This is a genomic window from Roseofilum sp. SBFL (assembly GCF_017746885.1).
Classification (GTDB): Bacteria; Cyanobacteriota; Cyanobacteriia; order Cyanobacteriales; family Desertifilaceae; genus Roseofilum.
The window spans coordinates 1-17,059 of sequence record NZ_JAGHZH010000159.1; the positions used below are offsets into that span (position 1 = coordinate 1).

Annotated in this window: 18 protein-coding genes; 9 read left to right on the forward strand and 9 right to left on the reverse strand. The window is 43.7% G+C overall.

Features of this window, described 5'->3' with window-relative positions; all coding sequences use genetic code 11:
* Positions 1-621: 621 nt before the first annotated feature.
* The 3 genes from J7545_RS16700 to J7545_RS16710 form a co-directional block, all read right to left on the reverse strand.
* Positions 622-2,046, reverse strand: a complete 1,425-nt coding sequence (locus tag J7545_RS16700; protein ID WP_318699544.1) for an NADP-dependent isocitrate dehydrogenase — start codon at positions 2,044-2,046, stop codon at positions 622-624.
* 101 nt (positions 2,047-2,147) lie between these two features.
* Positions 2,148-2,966 carry a hypothetical protein gene (locus tag J7545_RS16705; protein ID WP_318699545.1) on the reverse strand — a complete coding sequence of 273 codons (819 nt, stop codon included), beginning with the start codon at positions 2,964-2,966 and terminating at the stop codon, positions 2,148-2,150.
* Positions 2,967-3,071: 105 nt separating this feature from the next.
* Entirely contained in the window at positions 3,072-4,067 is a 996-nt protein-coding gene (locus J7545_RS16710) for a PRC-barrel domain-containing protein (RefSeq protein ID WP_318699546.1), read from the reverse strand.
* Between the two features lie 232 nt (positions 4,068-4,299).
* On the opposite strand from J7545_RS16710, the gene J7545_RS16715 reads away from it, so the two are divergent.
* Complete coding sequence (locus tag J7545_RS16715) at positions 4,300-4,845, forward strand: class I SAM-dependent methyltransferase (RefSeq protein WP_318699547.1); 546 nt, start codon at positions 4,300-4,302, stop codon at positions 4,843-4,845.
* Between the two features lie 139 nt (positions 4,846-4,984).
* Positions 4,985-6,349, forward strand: coding sequence for an ATP-binding protein (locus tag J7545_RS16720; protein ID WP_318719885.1), 1,365 nt, complete (start codon positions 4,985-4,987; stop codon positions 6,347-6,349).
* On the opposite strand, the gene J7545_RS16725 is transcribed toward J7545_RS16720, so the two are convergent.
* The 6 genes from J7545_RS16725 to J7545_RS16750 all read right to left on the reverse strand — a co-directional run bounded on the left by J7545_RS16725 (position 6,346) and on the right by J7545_RS16750 (position 12,174).
* Entirely contained in the window at positions 6,346-7,713 is a 1,368-nt protein-coding gene (locus J7545_RS16725; protein ID WP_318699549.1) for a (Fe-S)-binding protein, read from the reverse strand. The two genes, J7545_RS16720 and J7545_RS16725, sit on opposite strands and share 4 nt — an antisense overlap.
* Before the next feature lie 150 nt (positions 7,714-7,863).
* Positions 7,864-9,135 carry an FAD-binding oxidoreductase gene (locus tag J7545_RS16730; RefSeq protein ID WP_318699550.1) on the reverse strand — a complete coding sequence of 424 codons (1,272 nt, stop codon included), beginning with the start codon at positions 9,133-9,135 and terminating at the stop codon, positions 7,864-7,866.
* A 71-nt stretch (positions 9,136-9,206) separates the two neighbouring features.
* The gene (locus tag J7545_RS16735) at positions 9,207-9,953 is read right to left on the reverse strand and encodes a Uma2 family endonuclease (RefSeq protein ID WP_318699551.1); all 747 of its coding nucleotides are present in this window, start codon (positions 9,951-9,953) and stop codon (positions 9,207-9,209) included.
* 40 nt (positions 9,954-9,993) lie between these two features.
* The gene (locus J7545_RS16740; RefSeq protein WP_318699552.1) at positions 9,994-10,323 is read right to left on the reverse strand and encodes a XisI protein; all 330 of its coding nucleotides are present in this window, start codon (positions 10,321-10,323) and stop codon (positions 9,994-9,996) included.
* The gene (locus tag J7545_RS16745) at positions 10,311-10,724 is read right to left on the reverse strand and encodes an element excision factor XisH family protein (protein WP_318699553.1); all 414 of its coding nucleotides are present in this window, start codon (positions 10,722-10,724) and stop codon (positions 10,311-10,313) included. Before J7545_RS16745 ends, J7545_RS16740 begins: the two co-directional genes overlap by 13 nt.
* A gap of 79 nt (positions 10,725-10,803) precedes the next feature.
* On the reverse strand, positions 10,804-12,174 hold the full coding sequence (locus tag J7545_RS16750) for an ATP-binding protein (RefSeq protein WP_318719886.1): 1,371 nt from the start codon (positions 12,172-12,174) through the stop codon (positions 10,804-10,806).
* Between the two features lie 193 nt (positions 12,175-12,367).
* Between J7545_RS16750 and J7545_RS16755 the strand changes: the two genes are divergently transcribed.
* The 7 genes from J7545_RS16755 to J7545_RS16785 all read left to right on the forward strand — a co-directional run bounded on the left by J7545_RS16755 (position 12,368) and on the right by J7545_RS16785 (position 17,026).
* Complete coding sequence (locus J7545_RS16755) at positions 12,368-12,565, forward strand: hypothetical protein (RefSeq protein ID WP_318699555.1); 198 nt, start codon at positions 12,368-12,370, stop codon at positions 12,563-12,565.
* 275 nt (positions 12,566-12,840) lie between these two features.
* Complete coding sequence (locus tag J7545_RS16760; RefSeq protein ID WP_318699556.1) at positions 12,841-13,704, forward strand: aKG-HExxH-type peptide beta-hydroxylase; 864 nt, start codon at positions 12,841-12,843, stop codon at positions 13,702-13,704.
* A 73-nt stretch (positions 13,705-13,777) separates the two neighbouring features.
* On the forward strand, positions 13,778-15,241 hold the full coding sequence (locus tag J7545_RS16765; RefSeq protein ID WP_318699557.1) for a DUF697 domain-containing protein: 1,464 nt from the start codon (positions 13,778-13,780) through the stop codon (positions 15,239-15,241).
* 40 nt (positions 15,242-15,281) lie between these two features.
* Positions 15,282-15,509 (forward strand): hypothetical protein, encoded by a 228-nt coding sequence (locus J7545_RS16770; RefSeq protein ID WP_318699558.1) that lies wholly within the window; start codon positions 15,282-15,284, stop codon positions 15,507-15,509.
* Positions 15,510-15,552: 43 nt separating this feature from the next.
* Positions 15,553-15,684 (forward strand): hypothetical protein, encoded by a 132-nt coding sequence (locus J7545_RS16775; RefSeq protein WP_318699559.1) that lies wholly within the window; start codon positions 15,553-15,555, stop codon positions 15,682-15,684.
* 85 nt (positions 15,685-15,769) lie between these two features.
* Positions 15,770-16,618, forward strand: a complete 849-nt coding sequence (locus J7545_RS16780; protein WP_318699560.1) for an alpha/beta fold hydrolase — start codon at positions 15,770-15,772, stop codon at positions 16,616-16,618.
* Between the two features lie 12 nt (positions 16,619-16,630).
* Complete coding sequence (locus J7545_RS16785; RefSeq protein WP_318699561.1) at positions 16,631-17,026, forward strand: pre-16S rRNA-processing nuclease YqgF; 396 nt, start codon at positions 16,631-16,633, stop codon at positions 17,024-17,026.
* The last annotated feature ends 33 nt before the right edge of the window (positions 17,027-17,059 follow it).

Consider the following 17,059-nt stretch of genomic DNA (forward strand, 5'->3'; position numbering starts at 1 on the left):
GATCAGTCATTGCGAATGGAACGAAGTGGAATGAAGCAATCGCAAAATCCCCCAATCTTGGCGATTGCTTCCCTGCGGTCGCAATGACAACTCACATCTACGATCAACAATGTACCTCATAGCAGCGCGAAGCGCTGTATCCCTCTTCTGTCACTCTTGGAAATTCGTTAGAATTTCCGTCATTACAGCCTGCGATCGCCAACGAAAGAATGAGGGTTTGAGGCCTCTTTTTGGGAAAGTGACAGAAGAGGGGTATGTTCCTTGTACCATCGCTTGTTACCTGAATTTCTAAACCCCGCGCTACATCACCCTGCATTGCTAAGGCTTGAAAGGGTGTCCGATTATGAAACTCAGCAATAGTGGACTGTCTCAGCTAAAATAGGGCATGAGGTGTGGAAAGGGTATGAGTAAGTCCTGTCCCTCTCCCCCCTCTTTTTCTAATGCATCAAATTAGCGGAGAAAGTCCAGTAGGTTGCCCTGCGCTGTTGTAGCAGAGAAAGAGTCAGTTAGGACTCCGGTTCAATACTAAAACCTAGCTACCATAACCTATTCCCTAGCACGCAGCGCTATACTAACGCATCCACAGAAAAGAAAAGTGGGCTGTATTACCAAAGCAAGACCTTAGCCAAAGTATTGAATAATCGCGTTAGCAAACTCCGAACATTTCAGGGGTGGGTCAACACGAGGCTCCATTAAACGAGCTAAATCATAGGTCACTTCCCGATTAGAAATTGATTTTTCTATGCCCATTTTAATTAAGTCTGCGGCTTCTTGCCAGCCCATATATTCTAACATCATGACTCCAGAAAGAATCAACGATCCAGGATTGACCCGATCCAAACCGGCGTGTTTGGGGGCAGTGCCATGGGTGGCTTCAAAAACAGCACAAGTATCGCCAATGTTTGCTCCTGGCCCCATGCCTAAACCTCCGACAATGGCGGCAGCAGCATCCGAGAGATAATCCCCATTTAAATTCATGGTGGCAAGGATCGAATATTCTCCAGGACGGGTTTGTAGTTGTTGGAAAATACTATCGGCAATCCGGTCATTGACCATGATTTTCTCTTTCCATTTGCCATTGCCGTGACTTTCCCAAATCGCATCCAGAACGGCTTTTACTTCAGCGCAAGCTTCTTCTTTTTTCTCGGCAGTTAAAGCATCATAACCGGGTTCGAGTTTGTGAGCATTGTCTTCTAAACTAATATCTGGATTTTCTTCTTTATTACTCAAAATCCAGGATTCGCGCTCAGTTACACACTCCTGGCGAAACTCAGTGGTGGCTAATTCATAACCCCAGTCGCGGAAGGCTCCCTCGGTATATTTCATAATATTGCCTTTATGAACCAAGGTGACCGTTTGTTTTTCCTTGGGCAGACGAAGGGCGTTTTGAATAGCCCGCTTCACCAGTCGTTGAGTTCCGGTTTTACTGATGGGTTTAATGCCAATACCAGAGTCGAGACGGATTTGTTTTTTCCCATGCTCAGGAGTAGAAGGAATGAGGTCGGTATTGAGGTATTCAATCAGTTTCTTGACGATTTCTGTGCCTTCGCGCCATTCAATACCGAGGTAAATATCTTCGGTATTTTCCCGATAGATAATTACGTCCATTTTCTCTGGCGTTTTGTGGGGGGAGGGGGTTCCAGCATAGTAACGACAGGGACGCACGCAAGCATAGAGATCAAAAATTTGCCGCAGAGCAACATTGAGGGAGCGAATACCGCCACCAATGGGGGTGGTTAAGGGGCCTTTGATGGCGACTCCATATTCCTCGATCGCCTTTAGGGTATCTTCAGGTAAATACTGGTACGTTCCATATTGTTCGCAAGCTTCATCACCAGCGTACACCTTGAACCAGGAAATTTTCCGTTTTCCACCATAGGCTGCTTGAACGGCAGCATCAAAGACCTTCTGAGAGGCGGGCCAAAGGTCTACCCCCGTACCGTCTCCACGAATGAAGGGAATGATAGGATGGTCGGGAACAATGGGTTTACCTTCAGCAAAGGTAATTTTTTCGCCGGTTTCAGGAGGGCTGATTTTTTCGTACATAGGGTAATCCTTGCTGAAATTAAGGGTTTATGCTTACCGGTGTTCGGTTAAGCACGTACCAGGCTACCAGATCCTGATTGTTGATTTTTGATTTTTAATTTTTAATTTTTAATTGATTTTGTACGGATGGGAATCGCTACGGGTTGGTCGATCGCCTTGCTCTGATAACTGGATGGGGGATATTGTTCAACGTGGCGAAAAATGGCGATCGGGGCACTGGTGCGGCAAGTGAAAAATTCTACGGCAATTTTGCCCTCATCCAGCTTACGGATTTTGGGGGATAAGTCTTTGATTTGGCCTTTCCATTGCCATTTGACTTGTTTGGGAGGGGAGTCAATCAAGCGGTGGTGACTCCAATCTCGGTTCGCTTCTGCACAGACAAATTCTTGAATTTCTCGGCGCAGGAGGGCAGCAACCATAAAAGAAGGAGCGCTGCGATCGCCTTCAATGGCAGCCATAAAATTATCTAATGCCCCTTGGGGCCGGGGGGGATGCTCTGGATCGCAGCCATCGGCTAGGGCTTCTTCGAGGGTAGCCGTCGCACAATAGTCTTCTGGTACAGCCCAAGTTATTCCCGTGCCACTTTTGGGTTTATTGGGGTCACGATAGATATAGCTAACCCAGCGCAGACCCAGTTTTAAGCGCAGTCCAGGTAATTTTCGTAAGGCAGTGGCAGGATTAACAGCGCTAATTAACCAGGGACTAGAAAGGGATGTGGCGATCGCCTCCTCATCCTCTTCTGCTGGCCCCAAATCAAATAATCCCCCTAGCTCATCGAGAGATTCCGGTTCTGGGAGATCGTCAGATTCATTAAAAGAGAGCGATCGCCCGCAGTTTTCAGACTCTGGAAGCACCAGCAGACTCGTGAGATAGGTACGGATTTTTTGGATAGATGCCAGGGGAATTTTTTGGATACTCATCAGAAAAAGGAGGGTCTAACAAGAGGCCAAAGCCCCTTGCCTTGAGAGCCTTCAACAAGGGATTTAAGGCTAGAGGATTCTTTCATTCACAACTCACACAAACCGTTATCCTTCATACTCTGGTTTTTTCAGAGTTTCTGGAATATTAACTTTTGGCAAATCTAAGGGTTCATCCTGGTCTTTATCAGCCCAAGCATCCTCTTCTATCTCCCGATAGGAGGGTTCATAAGGAGCCTCTGGAATCTCTTCGTTCTCTACTTCCGGAGGATCGACCCGATAGCTTGGTTCTCGATAGCTACGATCTTCGTCCCCATCACCTCCCCAGTTATCTTCCTCATAGCTTTGCTCATACCGAGGTTCGGGTTGCTGGAACTGCCGCATGGGAGCCGGTTGCGGTTTTTGCCATTCATCCGCATTCCAGGCTTCTTCCATGACTGGCTCCATCTCTCGGATGGGTTCTTCTGTTGTGCGTATGGGAGTGCCTGTACCTAACTGATTTCCGGTGTCAATGATTGGCATAGTGTAGGGTTCAGCGCCTTCTCTTTCCCAAGGTGCTTGGGAAATACCGAGCTTCTCTAGTACCCCCACACTTAACTGCACCATCTGCTCTTCTGCACCTTCAAACACAATCAGGCGGTTTGGCCCGCTGCTCACAATTTGATCGATAGTGAGTTCATAGGTACTAACCACCTGTTCGGGAATCAGGGGTAAGCCAATCGAGGCAATAATTAAGGAAGTGACTCGATAATCTTCTGTATCAAAGCGATACCCTCTGACTTTGCCGAGCATTTCCCCAGCTTCGGTAATCACCTCACTACCAATGAGGCTGCTGTAAACTTCTACGTTGACATCTTCAATTACGTCGTCATCATCAACAAGAATCACATCACCGACTTGGCGAATATTGCTCAAGTACATATAGCGGGGAATTCCAGCGAGAACACCTGAGAGCAGATTATCTCGCAAACTTAAGGCAACCACTTCCCGCCGGTCTATATCGACCCACAGTTGGCTGACGACTCCCAAGCGTTTGCCATTATTCCGGGTGATGACTTGGGTTCCAAGAAAGTCAGAGCGTTGGCTGATTTTTTCCGATATCATTATTAGGGGACGAGTCCTCTTCTCTGGCGAAATATTTATTCTTTATTGTAATTGAGCTGACATCTTCCTTACCGGTCGGATTTCCGTCAGCCTGGATTAGATCTGAACTAAGAACAGCCCATACTCTAATTTTACTCTCTCTGGGGAGTGGGGGCAAGGGTGGCAGTGGGGGATGGAGGGACACGGGGAGATGGGGTAGAACTGTAGTTGTTAATTGTTAATTGTTCATTGCATGGATTTATCAATTCGTCAGGCTTATGAAACCTGGGGAGTAGAAGACTTTTACCAACAGCAGGGAGCAACCTATCGTAATCCCCATGAGGAGAGGATTGGGCAAGTTTTGGCTCAGGGGCTAGTCGATGTACCGAGAGGGAGTTTACCCGTTTTGGATTTGGCTTGTGGGAGTGGCGAGGTGACGTTGGCCTTGCGTCAGTTGGGATGGCAGGATATACACGGCATCGATCCGTATACTCAGGAGGCTTATCTAGGGCGCACGGGACAGATGGCTGAGGGTTATCGATTTGAAGACATTGAGCAGGGAGTGTTGTGGGGGCGTGAATATGGGTTGATTGTGTGTAGTTTTGCGCTGCATTTGGTGGAGCGATCGCGCTTACCAGCCTTAGTGTATCAGTTAAGCTGGATTGGCGATCGCCTGATGGTTATCACTCCCCATAAACGCCCGGAAATCTCCCCGAAATGGGGCTGGATATTAGTTCATGAGTTTTGCTTAGAACGGGTGCGATCGCGCCTCTATCTTTCTGGGAATAGGCCCCTATAAATCAGTAGGTTAAATAAATTTAAAATAGGTTAAATAAAGTTTAAGGCGATCGTAAAAATTGACTTACCTAAACCATCATTATAGTCTATTATAGTTTTTATTCCTATAATAGGGGAAGAATTTTTGAATAATAAAAAACATGGTGGTAAAAGTGTCAGAGATACCAACAGAAGTAGTGGCTCGCTCCGGTCTGAGAGCCACTGAAGTAAACCTTGATTCAACCTTAAAAGACCTCTCGTTATGGGAATGTTCTGTGGATGTTAGTCAACCGGGGCGTGTAGTCGCACAAATCTTCAAAGCATATTCCCTTTTACCTGGAGTGATTTTAACAGATAAAGGGGAATTTGCTGGGATGATTTCCCGAAGAAGATTTCTAGAACAACTGAGTCGTCCCTATGGTTTAGAAGTTTTTATTCGGCGAGAAATTAGAGTTTTAAATCGATTAGCCAATCAAAAAGTCGGTCAACATCTTTTGCCCGATCACCTAGTTTTACCCGGTACAGAACCGATTGTGGAAGCCGCAGTTCGCTCTTTAGAACGTCCTCCAGAAAAACTCTATGAACCCTTAGTTATCAAGTGTTCTAGCCACTGCTATTGTTTGCTCGATGTTCATCAATTACTCCTAGCTCAATCTAGAATTCATGAACTAACCACGCAACTATTACGCGAAAACACCCAAGCTCATCTGATTCAAACGGAAAAATTAGCTAGTTTAGGGCAAATGGTAGCTGGATTAGCCCATGAAATCAGAAATCCAGTTAATACTCTATGGGGAAATGTGAAGTTCTTAAAAACTTATAGTCAGGATTTACTAGATTTAGTAGAAGCTTATGAGGAAGAATCTGGAGAAGATCCAGAACCCATTGAAGAGATAAAAGAAGATATTGATTTTGAGTATTTACAGAACGATTTACCCGAACTAATTGATAGTATGCAGGAGAGTGCAGAGCGCTTAAATGCTTTAGTCGGTGGAATGCGGAATTTTTCCCATATGGGTGAAAACCATCCCCAACTGGCAAATCTTCATGAATGTTTAGATAGTACCTTATTGATTTTACGGAATAAACTCAAATATGGAATTCACTTGGTGAAAAGCTATGGAGAGTTGCCCTTAGTTGAGTGTTATTCAGGGCAATTGAGCCAAGTCTTTATGAACTTGCTCACCAATGCTATTGATGCTTTAAATGAACGGGAAAAATCTGAGCAATGGAAACCAGAAATTGCGATTACCACCCAATGGTTAATAGAATCCGATGAGTCAGAATGGGTTAAAGTTGAGGTTGAAGATAATGGAACGGGTATACCTCCAGAGATTCAAGAACGCATTTTTGAAACATTTTTTACAACCAAACCCGTAGGAAAAGGAACGGGGTTAGGATTAGCCATTTCCCACCAGATTGTAACTGAAAAACATCAAGGATATCTGAAACTGCGATCGCAAATTGGAAGCGGTACAACCTTTGAAATTTGGTTACCTGTCTCCCTTTCCTCCTCCTCAGATTAAGTCCTGTCGAGGGAAGATAGGATAATGCCTCGCATGGAATAGTCGAGTAGTTCAATGGGATGGAAAATCGAAACAGTCTTACCCTGTTGCTGTAAATGTTTTTTGATCTGTAAACTACAGCCTGGATTCGCAGAAGCAATTAAATTAGCTCCCGTATTGAGCAAATTATTTACTTTTTGATCGCCTAAATTTTCTGCTACCTCTGGCTGCAACATATTATAAACTCCTGCACTTCCACAACATAAGGCAGCATCTACAGGTTCTTTTAATTGAATGCCAGGAATTTGTTTGAGTAATTGGCGCGGTTGCACACTAATTTTTTGTCCATGTAATAGATGACAAGCATCCTGATAAACAATCTTCAACTCTTCTTCAGCTAGGGGAGATAAGGGTGCAGTTAAGCCCACCATGGCTAAAAATTCTTGAATATCTTTGACTTTACTGACGAAATGCTTTGCCTTATCTCTATAATTGGGATCGTCAGCTAAAATATGACCATATTCTTTTAGGGTATGTCCGCATCCGGCGGCATTGATAATCACATAATCCAGATCGTAATTGGCAAAAGAATCAATCATTTGGCGTGCTAAATCTTGGGCGGATTGGGTTTGTCCCTGATGTTCCGGGAGTGCCCCACAACAGCCTTGGGTTTTGGGAATCACAACTTCACACCCATTCCCAGTTAGAACGCGAATCGTTGCCGCATTTACTGGATTAAAAAACAGCCGTTGCACGCAGCCAAGAATGACTCCCACCCGATAGCGTTTTTTCCCTTGGGCAGGAATGACATCGGTAAAGGAATGGTGTAGGGAAGAGAGAGAAATTTGGGGTAAAATGGATTCCATTGCCGCCAATCTAGGCGATATTTTTTTGAGCACATTGGTGCGTCGAATGAGGGATTGTAAGCCAGATTTTTGGTAGAGATAGAGGGGATAAAGAAAGGGAACTAAGCGATTGGGATAGGGAAAAAGATTGAAGATTAAAGAGCGAATAATGCGATCGGGAATATTGCGATCAATATTGCGTTCGACTTGGTGGCGGGTAGCTGAAATGAGTTTATCATATTGCACTCCCGAAGGACAGGTGCTAACACAGGCTAAACATCCTAAACAGGTGTCAAAATGTTGGGAGGTAGCAGGGGCTAAGGGAGCTTCACCTTGGTTAATCGCATCCATCAAATAAATGCGTCCTCTGGGAGAGTCCATTTCTTGTCCTAAAACGCGATAACTGGGGCAAGTGGAGAGACAAAATCCGCAATGAACGCAGGTATTAATTAGATCGGGATTGGGTGGATTTTGAGGATCAAATCCAGAGGACAAATGGGGGTTTTGAGATAAGAAATTACTATTTTTGGCGGGAGTCATGAAAAGAGGGAATAGGGAATAGGGAATAGGGAATAGGGCACTACCTACCCTACGAATTGACTGGATCTGGTTTTAATTATGCAAAAAAGGGTTAGCCTGGTGCAAGGTAAAAAACATGAGTTATGCTAATCGATACTATAGAAATGTAGTTTATTGAATGAAGCGATCGCCACTGAGTAAGTTATCTGGATCGAATTGATGCTTGATATTTTGCATGATTTTAAGTGCATTTCCTGTATACCCCCATACATCTAGGGATTTTTTCAGGGATGGGGGTGCTTCTAAGATACTGAGAAAACCGCCATGGGAAGTAAGATAGGATCGCAACTCCAACAGTTGTGTCGATCGAATTTGATTGCATCGTAGTATACCTAAGCCAGTGCGAGCGTGAAGCACACATTGACTTTGCACTTGGGCAAGTTGTTCAATTTTTAGCAATAGGTTAACGACTTCGGTGGGACGAATACCGAGTTTACAGATAACCTTTTGGGGGTGGGTTTCCCAAAGTTGATGTTGCCAGGTTGTCCATAGTTGGCTTTCGTTCTGCTGCTCGTATATTTGGGCGCTCAATCCTAATGCTTGGCTAAGATCTGATACCCGTTTGGCTTGTTCTTGCACACTTAAGGGTGTACTTTGGAAGCGAGCAATGAGCAGAATTTGGTCATTTTGGGGTCTTAAATCGAGGGCAGTGGGGGTTAAACTGGAATTCAGTAGGGTTTGGGTGGCTTGGGCGATCGCCTCTGGATTTCCTGAAAGTACTACTGTAGCTGAACTTTCGGGAATAGGATACAGGCGAAACGTGGCTTGAGAAAGTATCCCCAAACTGCCATAACTGCCGATGAACAGTTTCATCAAGTCATAACCGGCAACATTTTTGACAACTCTGCCCCCTGCTTTGGCAATCTCGCCATCACTGCGGATAAAGGAAAGTCCAATTAGGCGATCGCGCACGCCACCATACCGATGTCGCCAACTTCCGGTATCCGCTGTCGCAATGATACCGCCAATGGTGGCTTGGTTGGGGTAGGCTGGATCGAAGGCTAAAAACTGGTTGTGGGGCGCTAGAAATTCATTCACCTGTGCCAAAGTAATCCCAGCTTCTACGGTAATTGTGAGGTCTCCGGCTGCATGTTCAATCACCTGATTGATGCGTTGAGTACTGATGATAAGATCCACCGCTTTACCGATGCCACCCCAATGAATTTTACTGCCTGCTCCCCAGGGTACAACCTGCCATTGGTTAGCTTTGGCGAGTTTCATCACCTCGCTCAATTGTTCTTGAGTTTCGGGATATATCACGGAAGGAAGGGGCAATCCCAGTTGCCAAGCCTGTTGGAAACGCTGTTGTAGGGAAGGTTCGAGCTGTTCAAAGGGCAGCAGTTGGGAGGGTTCGAGGAGGGAGGTGGGGGCGATCGCAGTCACAGGACGGATGGATATGGATAAGGTTAGAGTCTATTGTCTATGATACTGCGCGATCGGCGATCGATCGTCGATTATGGGTCTAGGCGATCGGGATCGATGCCTAATTCCCTCAGTTTTTGGGCGAGTTTTTCCGTTTTCTGTTGAGCCGATAATGCCTGTTGTTGAGCTGATAATGCTCGTTGTTCCGTTAATAATAGCTGTTGTTGAGCTGAGATAATTCGCTCTTCCGGTGTTAAATAGCGCTCTCCCTGCTCATCATACCAATAGAGCCATTCTCGGGTGATTCCTTGATACGTTCCCTCCGCTTTACCAATGCCTAAATTCAACTGGGATAACCACACCACCTGCCCAGATAATAATTCATATTCGCCGCCGTTGAGTTCATACACTTCTAACTTTTGTTTCCTTTTCCGCAAAGGATTATAGATCGCATAATATAAAATTCCCAGTTGGGCATATTCTTCTTTTTTCTGAGTATATTCTTTCCGCCGTTTATGAGAAACCACTTCTAACACGAGGGTGGGCAATTTTTGCTCTTCCCACAATACATAAGATAGACGTAAATCAGAGTCAATAATTCTGGGAACGCCTACACTCAAAAAGCCATCGGGGACAATAGCCGGTTGGTTCGGATCGTAATAGATTCCCATGTCTACCCCAAAAAACCAATCCATCCGCTCTGCCCAAATTAAAGCCAGCATCGCTTTGAGCAAACTGGGAATTAAATCTTGTAGCTCGTTATCCACAGGAGTATCGTCAGAATCGGGTAAATCTTCAGCAGAGGGTAAGCAAGCTCTGGGATTATAGTTGAGTAACATAGGCTCCTCAAGAGTTTCACTTTCATTTTAGGGTAACAGCTTAAGCAACACCATACTTGGTGTAAGGGCGTTTGTATGGGGGATGTAAACCGAGAATAATATCTGAAGGAGGAATGCCTTTATCGACTAACTCTTGCCCTAAGTCGGCTTCTGTCATATTGTTCTGAATCCAAATTTTCTCGTCTTTAATATCGATGTGAATATAGCAGGCATAAATCCGATTGAAGCCTTGCCAACCGAGATCCACCAGTTGATAATGATCCTGTTCGCGATCGCAAATCGCTTGGGATTCAATATCCGGCTCTTCGGGACTGACATGACTTTTGATTACTTCTTCGACAATTTGGCGATACTTTTCTAGTTTTTCCATTCTATTACCTCTTCTAAATCAGGGTCATATGTGATAATGCTTAGACGATGTTGAAGTATAGCAACTTGGACAAAACGCTCTTGAAAAAAATCGTTAAAAATATCTACGGGTACAGCTAGATAAAGATTCCGTAAGGGGTCTGTCATTTGCAAACCTAGGCGATAATTCAAGAACTGTCCTAAAGCTGCGTGAAAGTCATAAATCGCAGAAGGATTCATGAATCCTTTTACTTCTACAGCAATCTTTCGCCCGTCTTTTTCTGCGGCAAATACTTTTTCGGCTGCTAGATCAATTTCTAGTCTAACCCGATCTATACGAATGATGAGAGGATCGCTTGTAATTGTCCAGCCTTCCTTAATTAAGGCTGTTTTTACAGATTCATGGAATCGGTCTTTAGCCATTTTGCTTAAGTCATTTGCTAAAATATTTTAGCTAATTTCTTCATCTTCTCACTGACTCTTGACTTTGTCAAGAATCAAGTTATATCATCAAGAATAATTTGAGATATTCTTGAAAAATAGAATTGAGGATAAATGAATGTCGATCGCCCTGAAGTGAATTTAATAGATAACGCCTAGTCAACGATTGTAAGCTATTGACAACTTCTAGAGAAGACAATGTTAAAATATTTCTTAAATCATCTCTATACATAGGTACTTTTGCTCGACTCATTTCTAAAATGATATCTTTTTCTACCTGAGATAGCCTCATCCACAAGGTATTCCACACTGATTTCATCTCTTCTGTAAATATCAAACTATCCTCAGCCATAAATTCATTCACCTCACCTGAGAAAACCTCTTTAATCAAACTAGAGATAGATTGCAAATAGAAAGGATTTCCCTGATATAGCTTGCTTAAGTCTAACAAATTTTCTTCAGAGGATAATCCCTGATATTGCACAAACTCTCCACCTTCAGCATCGAATCCTCCTAGTTCTAAAGACTGAATTGGGTATAACTCTGCATCCAAAGAAATCATTTCTGGCGATTTTTCTTGACTGATCAGGATTAAACAGCTTTGATGTGAAACTTCTGCCATCATTTTGAAAAATGTTCTATAGTCTGTATATTCTGGTTGATACTGTCCCGCAAATTGTCCAGGGATAAACAGATTTTGGACATCATCAAAAATCAGCAAACATCGCCGCGTCGATAACAGTTCAAAGACTTGGGTGATTTGTTCATCAAGCTCAAGACTCTTTTCAGTTTCTGGCTTGAAAGTTGTCAAAATATCATGCAGCAGATGACTTAGAGATTTGGGGAATTTCAAACTTTTCCAGATTACAGCCTCCCAGGAATCCAAATGTAAGTCAATAAATCGCCTAACCAGCGTTGTTTTGCCAATACCACTTAATCCCAACACTGCCATGAGACAAGTGGGTTGATTGAAAATACACTCAGAAAGTTTTTCAAGTTCCTCGCTGCGTCCTTGGAAGTGAGTGATTTCTGGGGCGAGTGCTAAATCTATAAAAGAATTCACACTAGCTTGATTTTTTGTAGAAGCATTTGTTTGATCTTTTTCTGATGTCTCTGGACATAAATTAAAGTGACTATGGATTCCCACACCAACTACTTGAGACGAGTTAATTGGAATGTTCCATCTTTCAATCGTCGCCAGAAAATTCGATTTATTCACATCTTCTTCTAACCGTTCTGACAAAATTCGCCATAGCTTATACCCTACATCTCTCACCCGACTCTCACTGCGATGACATTCTTGGGCAATTTCTTCATAACTTTCCCCTTGCCAAACCCCTTTCACTACAGCTTTCTGAATGTCATCTAAGTGTTTTCCCGTTTCGTCAAAGACAAGGCGATCGACAAATTGTAACATTTCCGTAACAACCATAGAGTCAAGATAGAGTAAGGGTTTCCACCATTATAACTCAGTCTAATACAGCATCCCACGATATTTCACGATTTTAATTAAAATATTTCCTTACAAAACACACGATCCAATAAAACATTTTAGCATTGCTGGCACTGATTTTATTTTCAATATTGGAAAGGAGCTAAATTACCAATACTGGAGTTCCGCAATTATGCTCATGCAAAATAACGTTCAAGATTTAATTGCAAATCTGGCCAACACCGTATCAACTGATGAAATTAAGCAGACAAAAGCCGTCGCAACTAAAGTCCGCAGTATGCACCAAGACAACGGTGAAAATAATGTTCCAAAGCATTGCGCTTACCACTATATCCAGTTTGCCCATGACTTAGAATCTGAAATGTTTTAATTAAGAGCTGATTCCTAAAGGAAATCTTAAAAAGGCTGTAATCCTTATATATCAATGGTTTTAGCCTTGATTGGGAACAACTTAGTATTTCAGTGAACCTCTTGCTGTTAGGCACTTTCAGCGACTTCGGGAATCAGCTCTAATGATTTAGCTTTGGTAAAACTTGATCTCGTCGCTAAATGTAGGGGCGATTCTCGAATTCACCCTACATTTAGCATTTTTTTTTGAATTAATGAAAACTAAACAACATACCAAGAGAACATCGGAGAGTCAAAATGTTTTACGTGGATGGATATGAGAATTGTATAAAAACTGTTTTTCTTTTGGCTTGTAGTCACCAGCAACAGACCATTGACAGCCTTCAGAAATTAAAAAATCAATATATCTGTTTTTTGAATAAACATTTTTCAGAAACTCCTATCCCCACTCACGGCAACCTTGAGCAATTTTGTGTTGATATAGAGCGAATCAAAAAAATAGCGGTTAAACATCAAGGCAAGGGAAGCCGAAAACCAAAAATTGATTTGAATACACCTCTTGCATCAATGGAAGAAGCGTTAAGCCATGTTAAAAATGGTCAGATCCTATTAAATCAAGTGAATCCTTCTCTAGGCACAATATTTGATCTCGTGATTCATACTTTATTTTACTTGCGATCGCCGAATGCAAGAGGTGGTTCAACATCCGACGCACCTGGAACAATCTGGTGTGCGATCAAACGCCACTGGACAGATATGGATACTGCAGAGTGTTTAGTCCATGAACTGACTCATAATCTTGTCGTTTTAGATGAATTATGTTATCAGCACTATACTGACAGATCGCAGTTAAGCAACAAAAAGAACTATGCAAAATCCAGCATTTTAAAGATAGAACGTCCTTTTGATAACGCATTCCATAGTCTGGTAGTTGCCCATGAGATACTCCGTTATCGCCAAGAAGCGGGAGAACCAAGCAACCCTCATGTTCATCCACCTTCTGAGCAAATGCTTTTTGCGTCTTTAGAAACTGTTCAAAGTATTAAGTCTGTGGTTGATAATACTGACTTGGTTCAACCCAGATTTAGTGAAATTCTAGGAAAGGTGGAAACCTCTTTACATCAATTAGAAAAATCTTTCCAGACAGTTGTTGTTGTTTAGGGTATCCGATCGCCCCCCCAATGCCCCCAATCGAGTTAAGCTAGAGATCTGGTTGGGTTTAGTGGAGAAATCGATGGCAACACTCATACGTCGTCCTCTGTTAGTTGGTGGCTTAGGATTAGGGGCACTCCTCTGGTTGTGGGCAAATATCCAAAGTTCTGTGAGTGAATGGGGAGAATGGGTTACTCTAGGGGCGATCGCCTGGGGTGGGATTTGGTGGTGGCGACAAAACTCTGTCTCTGTCCCCGTGGAAACACTTCCTTCACCGGTAAACCAGGAAACTCTAGAGCGGACGTTTACTCAAGTTGAAGGGGCGATACTCCTTTGGAGTCGCTTCGCGAACGCCGAGTTAGCAACAGAAGAGGTTGATATTTCCAGTTGGCAAAATCGCCTCAATGAACTCAGAGCCGAAATCAACCGCAAAACTCTCAAAATCGCCATTACCGGCGGTAAAAATGTGGGTAAAAGTAGTTTGTTTAATCTCCTATCCCAGGATTGGCAAATTATTGAAACACCTGCTCTATTTACGCCCAATCCGAGTGACGCAATTCAAAGCCAGATTGAAGAACAATTCCGCAACAGTGATGTGATTCTGTTGGCGATCGCCGGAGACTTAACTGAGTCTGAATATCAAACCCTACAAGAGCTCAAGAATAACTATCATCACGTTATTTTAGTCTTGAATAAACAAGACCAATACTTACCCCAAGAGCTGCCCAGTCTTCTCCAACAAATCAATAGTAGAATGACCGGTAAACTAGAGAAAGAGGATTTAGTCGTAACTGCCGCTATTCCTCAACCGATCAAAGTCCGCAAACACCAACCCGATGGCACTGTAGAGGAATGGATGGAACAGCCAGCGCCCCAAATTGAATCCCTGAAAAGCCGTCTCGTGCAAGTGGCGGATGCTCCCCATATGCCCATTTTAGGGACTATCCAGCGCCAAGCAGAAGCCTTACAGAGCGAGATCCAAGCCGTCTGGAACCAAAAACGCCGCGATCGCGCTTTGCCGGCGATCGAGCAATATCAATGGATCGCCGCCACCACTGCCTTTGCGAACCCCATTCCCAGCCTCGATCTGTTGACCACGGGCGCAATTACCGGTCAACTGATATTAGACTTAGCCAAAATTTATCAACCGAACCAGTCCTTTACCCTCCAACACGGTCAAAAAATTGCCGGTATTGTTGGCGAACTGATCGTCAAACTGGGATTAGTCGAACTCTCCACCCAAACGATTACCAGCGTTCTCAAAACCAATGCCATTACCTATACAGCAGGCGGACTCGTACAAGGCATCAGTGCTGCCTATTTAACTCGCATTGCCGGATTAAGTTTAATTGAATATTTCCAAACCCAAGACTTTAATCCAGAACAGGGCTTAAATTTGGATAAATTGACCTCGATTATCAAAACTATCTTTGAACAAAATCAGCGCACAGCCTTTATTCAATCCTTTGTTACTTCAGCCGTCAATAAATTGAAACTCTCGGCGAATATCCAGAGCAAGGTGAGTGAATGGGGAGATGCGTGTTAAAATATCAGTAAATTTGGATTCAATCAGCAAAAATTAGTTTATGCCAGAACAATTAAAACTTCAATCCAGGTTCGTTTTGCCTCATAAAGGAGAGACTCTTGAAGAGCAGATAGATAAAAATCAAGCGGCTCTTGCACTATTAAAACAGTGGATAGAAGAAGAACCTTCCCCAGAAGAAGTGCGCGATCGAGAACAATATTGGCAAACGGTAAAGGAAATCATCGATCGAGAGCGTCCATCAGGCTTTAAGTTATATCATCAAGAATGATTGTCTTTTTAGATTCAGGCATTGTCGGATTATTGATTGTGATATGATTATATGCGCTCAATGGAAACTCATTCAAGAAGAATATCCTGGTCAGTATGTTGTGATTGCGACAACGAATCGCAAACATTTAGAGCGCTTTGCTGACGCTGAAATTTGGCAGGATATTCGTTTTTAAAATAGCCAATTATAGTAGTAAAAGAGGTAAAAACACGGTATGCTAACTCCATCCCAGTGAAACGAAACGGAGTCAAGCAACAAGAGTGTCTATTGAGGAGAAGCAAATTAACGTCGGTTCCCTAGAATGGTTTTATCGCGAAGCGCAACCGATGCAAGCAACCGACAAACCCCCAGTTCTATTGCTCCATGGGTTACTCTCCCAAAGCTATAGTTGGCGAGAAGTTCTGCCGTCTCTAGCCGAACAAGGATTTTGGGCGATCGCCCCAGACTGGATCGGTTCCGGACAATCAGCATTTCCAGAAAAACGGGACTTTGCCTATACTCCAGAAGCGTTTGTCAAAGCTTTGGGAGACCTCATCGATAGCCTAGAATTAGAGCAAGTTTCCCTCGTGCTGCAAGGCTACACCAGCGTTCCCGGACTCCTCTATGCTCTGCAAAATAGCGATCGCATCCATCGCCTCAGCTTAATTAATATCCCCCTGAGTCCCCAAGCTAAATTACCCTGGAAAATCCAGCAGTTTACCCTACCTCTAGCGGGAGAAATGATGACCCAAGATCCCCTCATTGTCGATCGCACCCTGGAAGGCGGATCGCCCTATCAAGTCGATGAAAAAGACCTCAATGTTTATCGTCGCCCCTTTTTAGAAACTTCGGCTGCTGGACGCGCTCTGCTGGCAACGTTGCGAAATCTGAACCTGAAATCGAGTTTAACCAATATTAGTCGCACTCTTCCCCAATGGTCGAAACCCCTGCAAGTGATCTGGGGAGAAAACGATCCCTGGTTGTTGTCATCCAGTGCAAAAGAGGCGATTTCTAGCGTATCCCAAGCCGAATTTATTGCCTTAGAAGAAGTTGGGCATTATGCTCAAGAAGACTGGCCAGAAAAAGTGTGCGAGGCTCTGATTCCGTTTCTACGACGACAAAGTGAGTAGAGTTGAACGTTGATGATTCTGGGATTCGATCCGGGTAAAGATAAGTGTGGCATTGCGGTAATGGCTGAAGATCGCCAGGTATTCGAGCATGAGGTGGTTGCTTCGGAGCAGGCGATCGCTACTTTAAAAGCTTGGTCTCAACAGTATGGGGTTTCCGTGTTGGTAATGGGAAATCAAACCACCTCGAAAGCTTGGGAAGCGAAACTGAAACCGGAGTTTGCCGAAACCCTGGAAATTATCAAGGTAGATGAGAGATATTCTACCTTAGAAGCTCGCGATCGCTACTGGCAAATGTATCCCCCCAAAGGCCTAACTCGTCTCGTTCCCCAAGGAATGCGCCAACCTCCCCGTCCCATCGATGATATTGTGGCAATTATCCTGATTGAACGCTATTTTGCTTCATTATAATTTTTTTAGTGGTTATGGCGACTCAGAAATTAG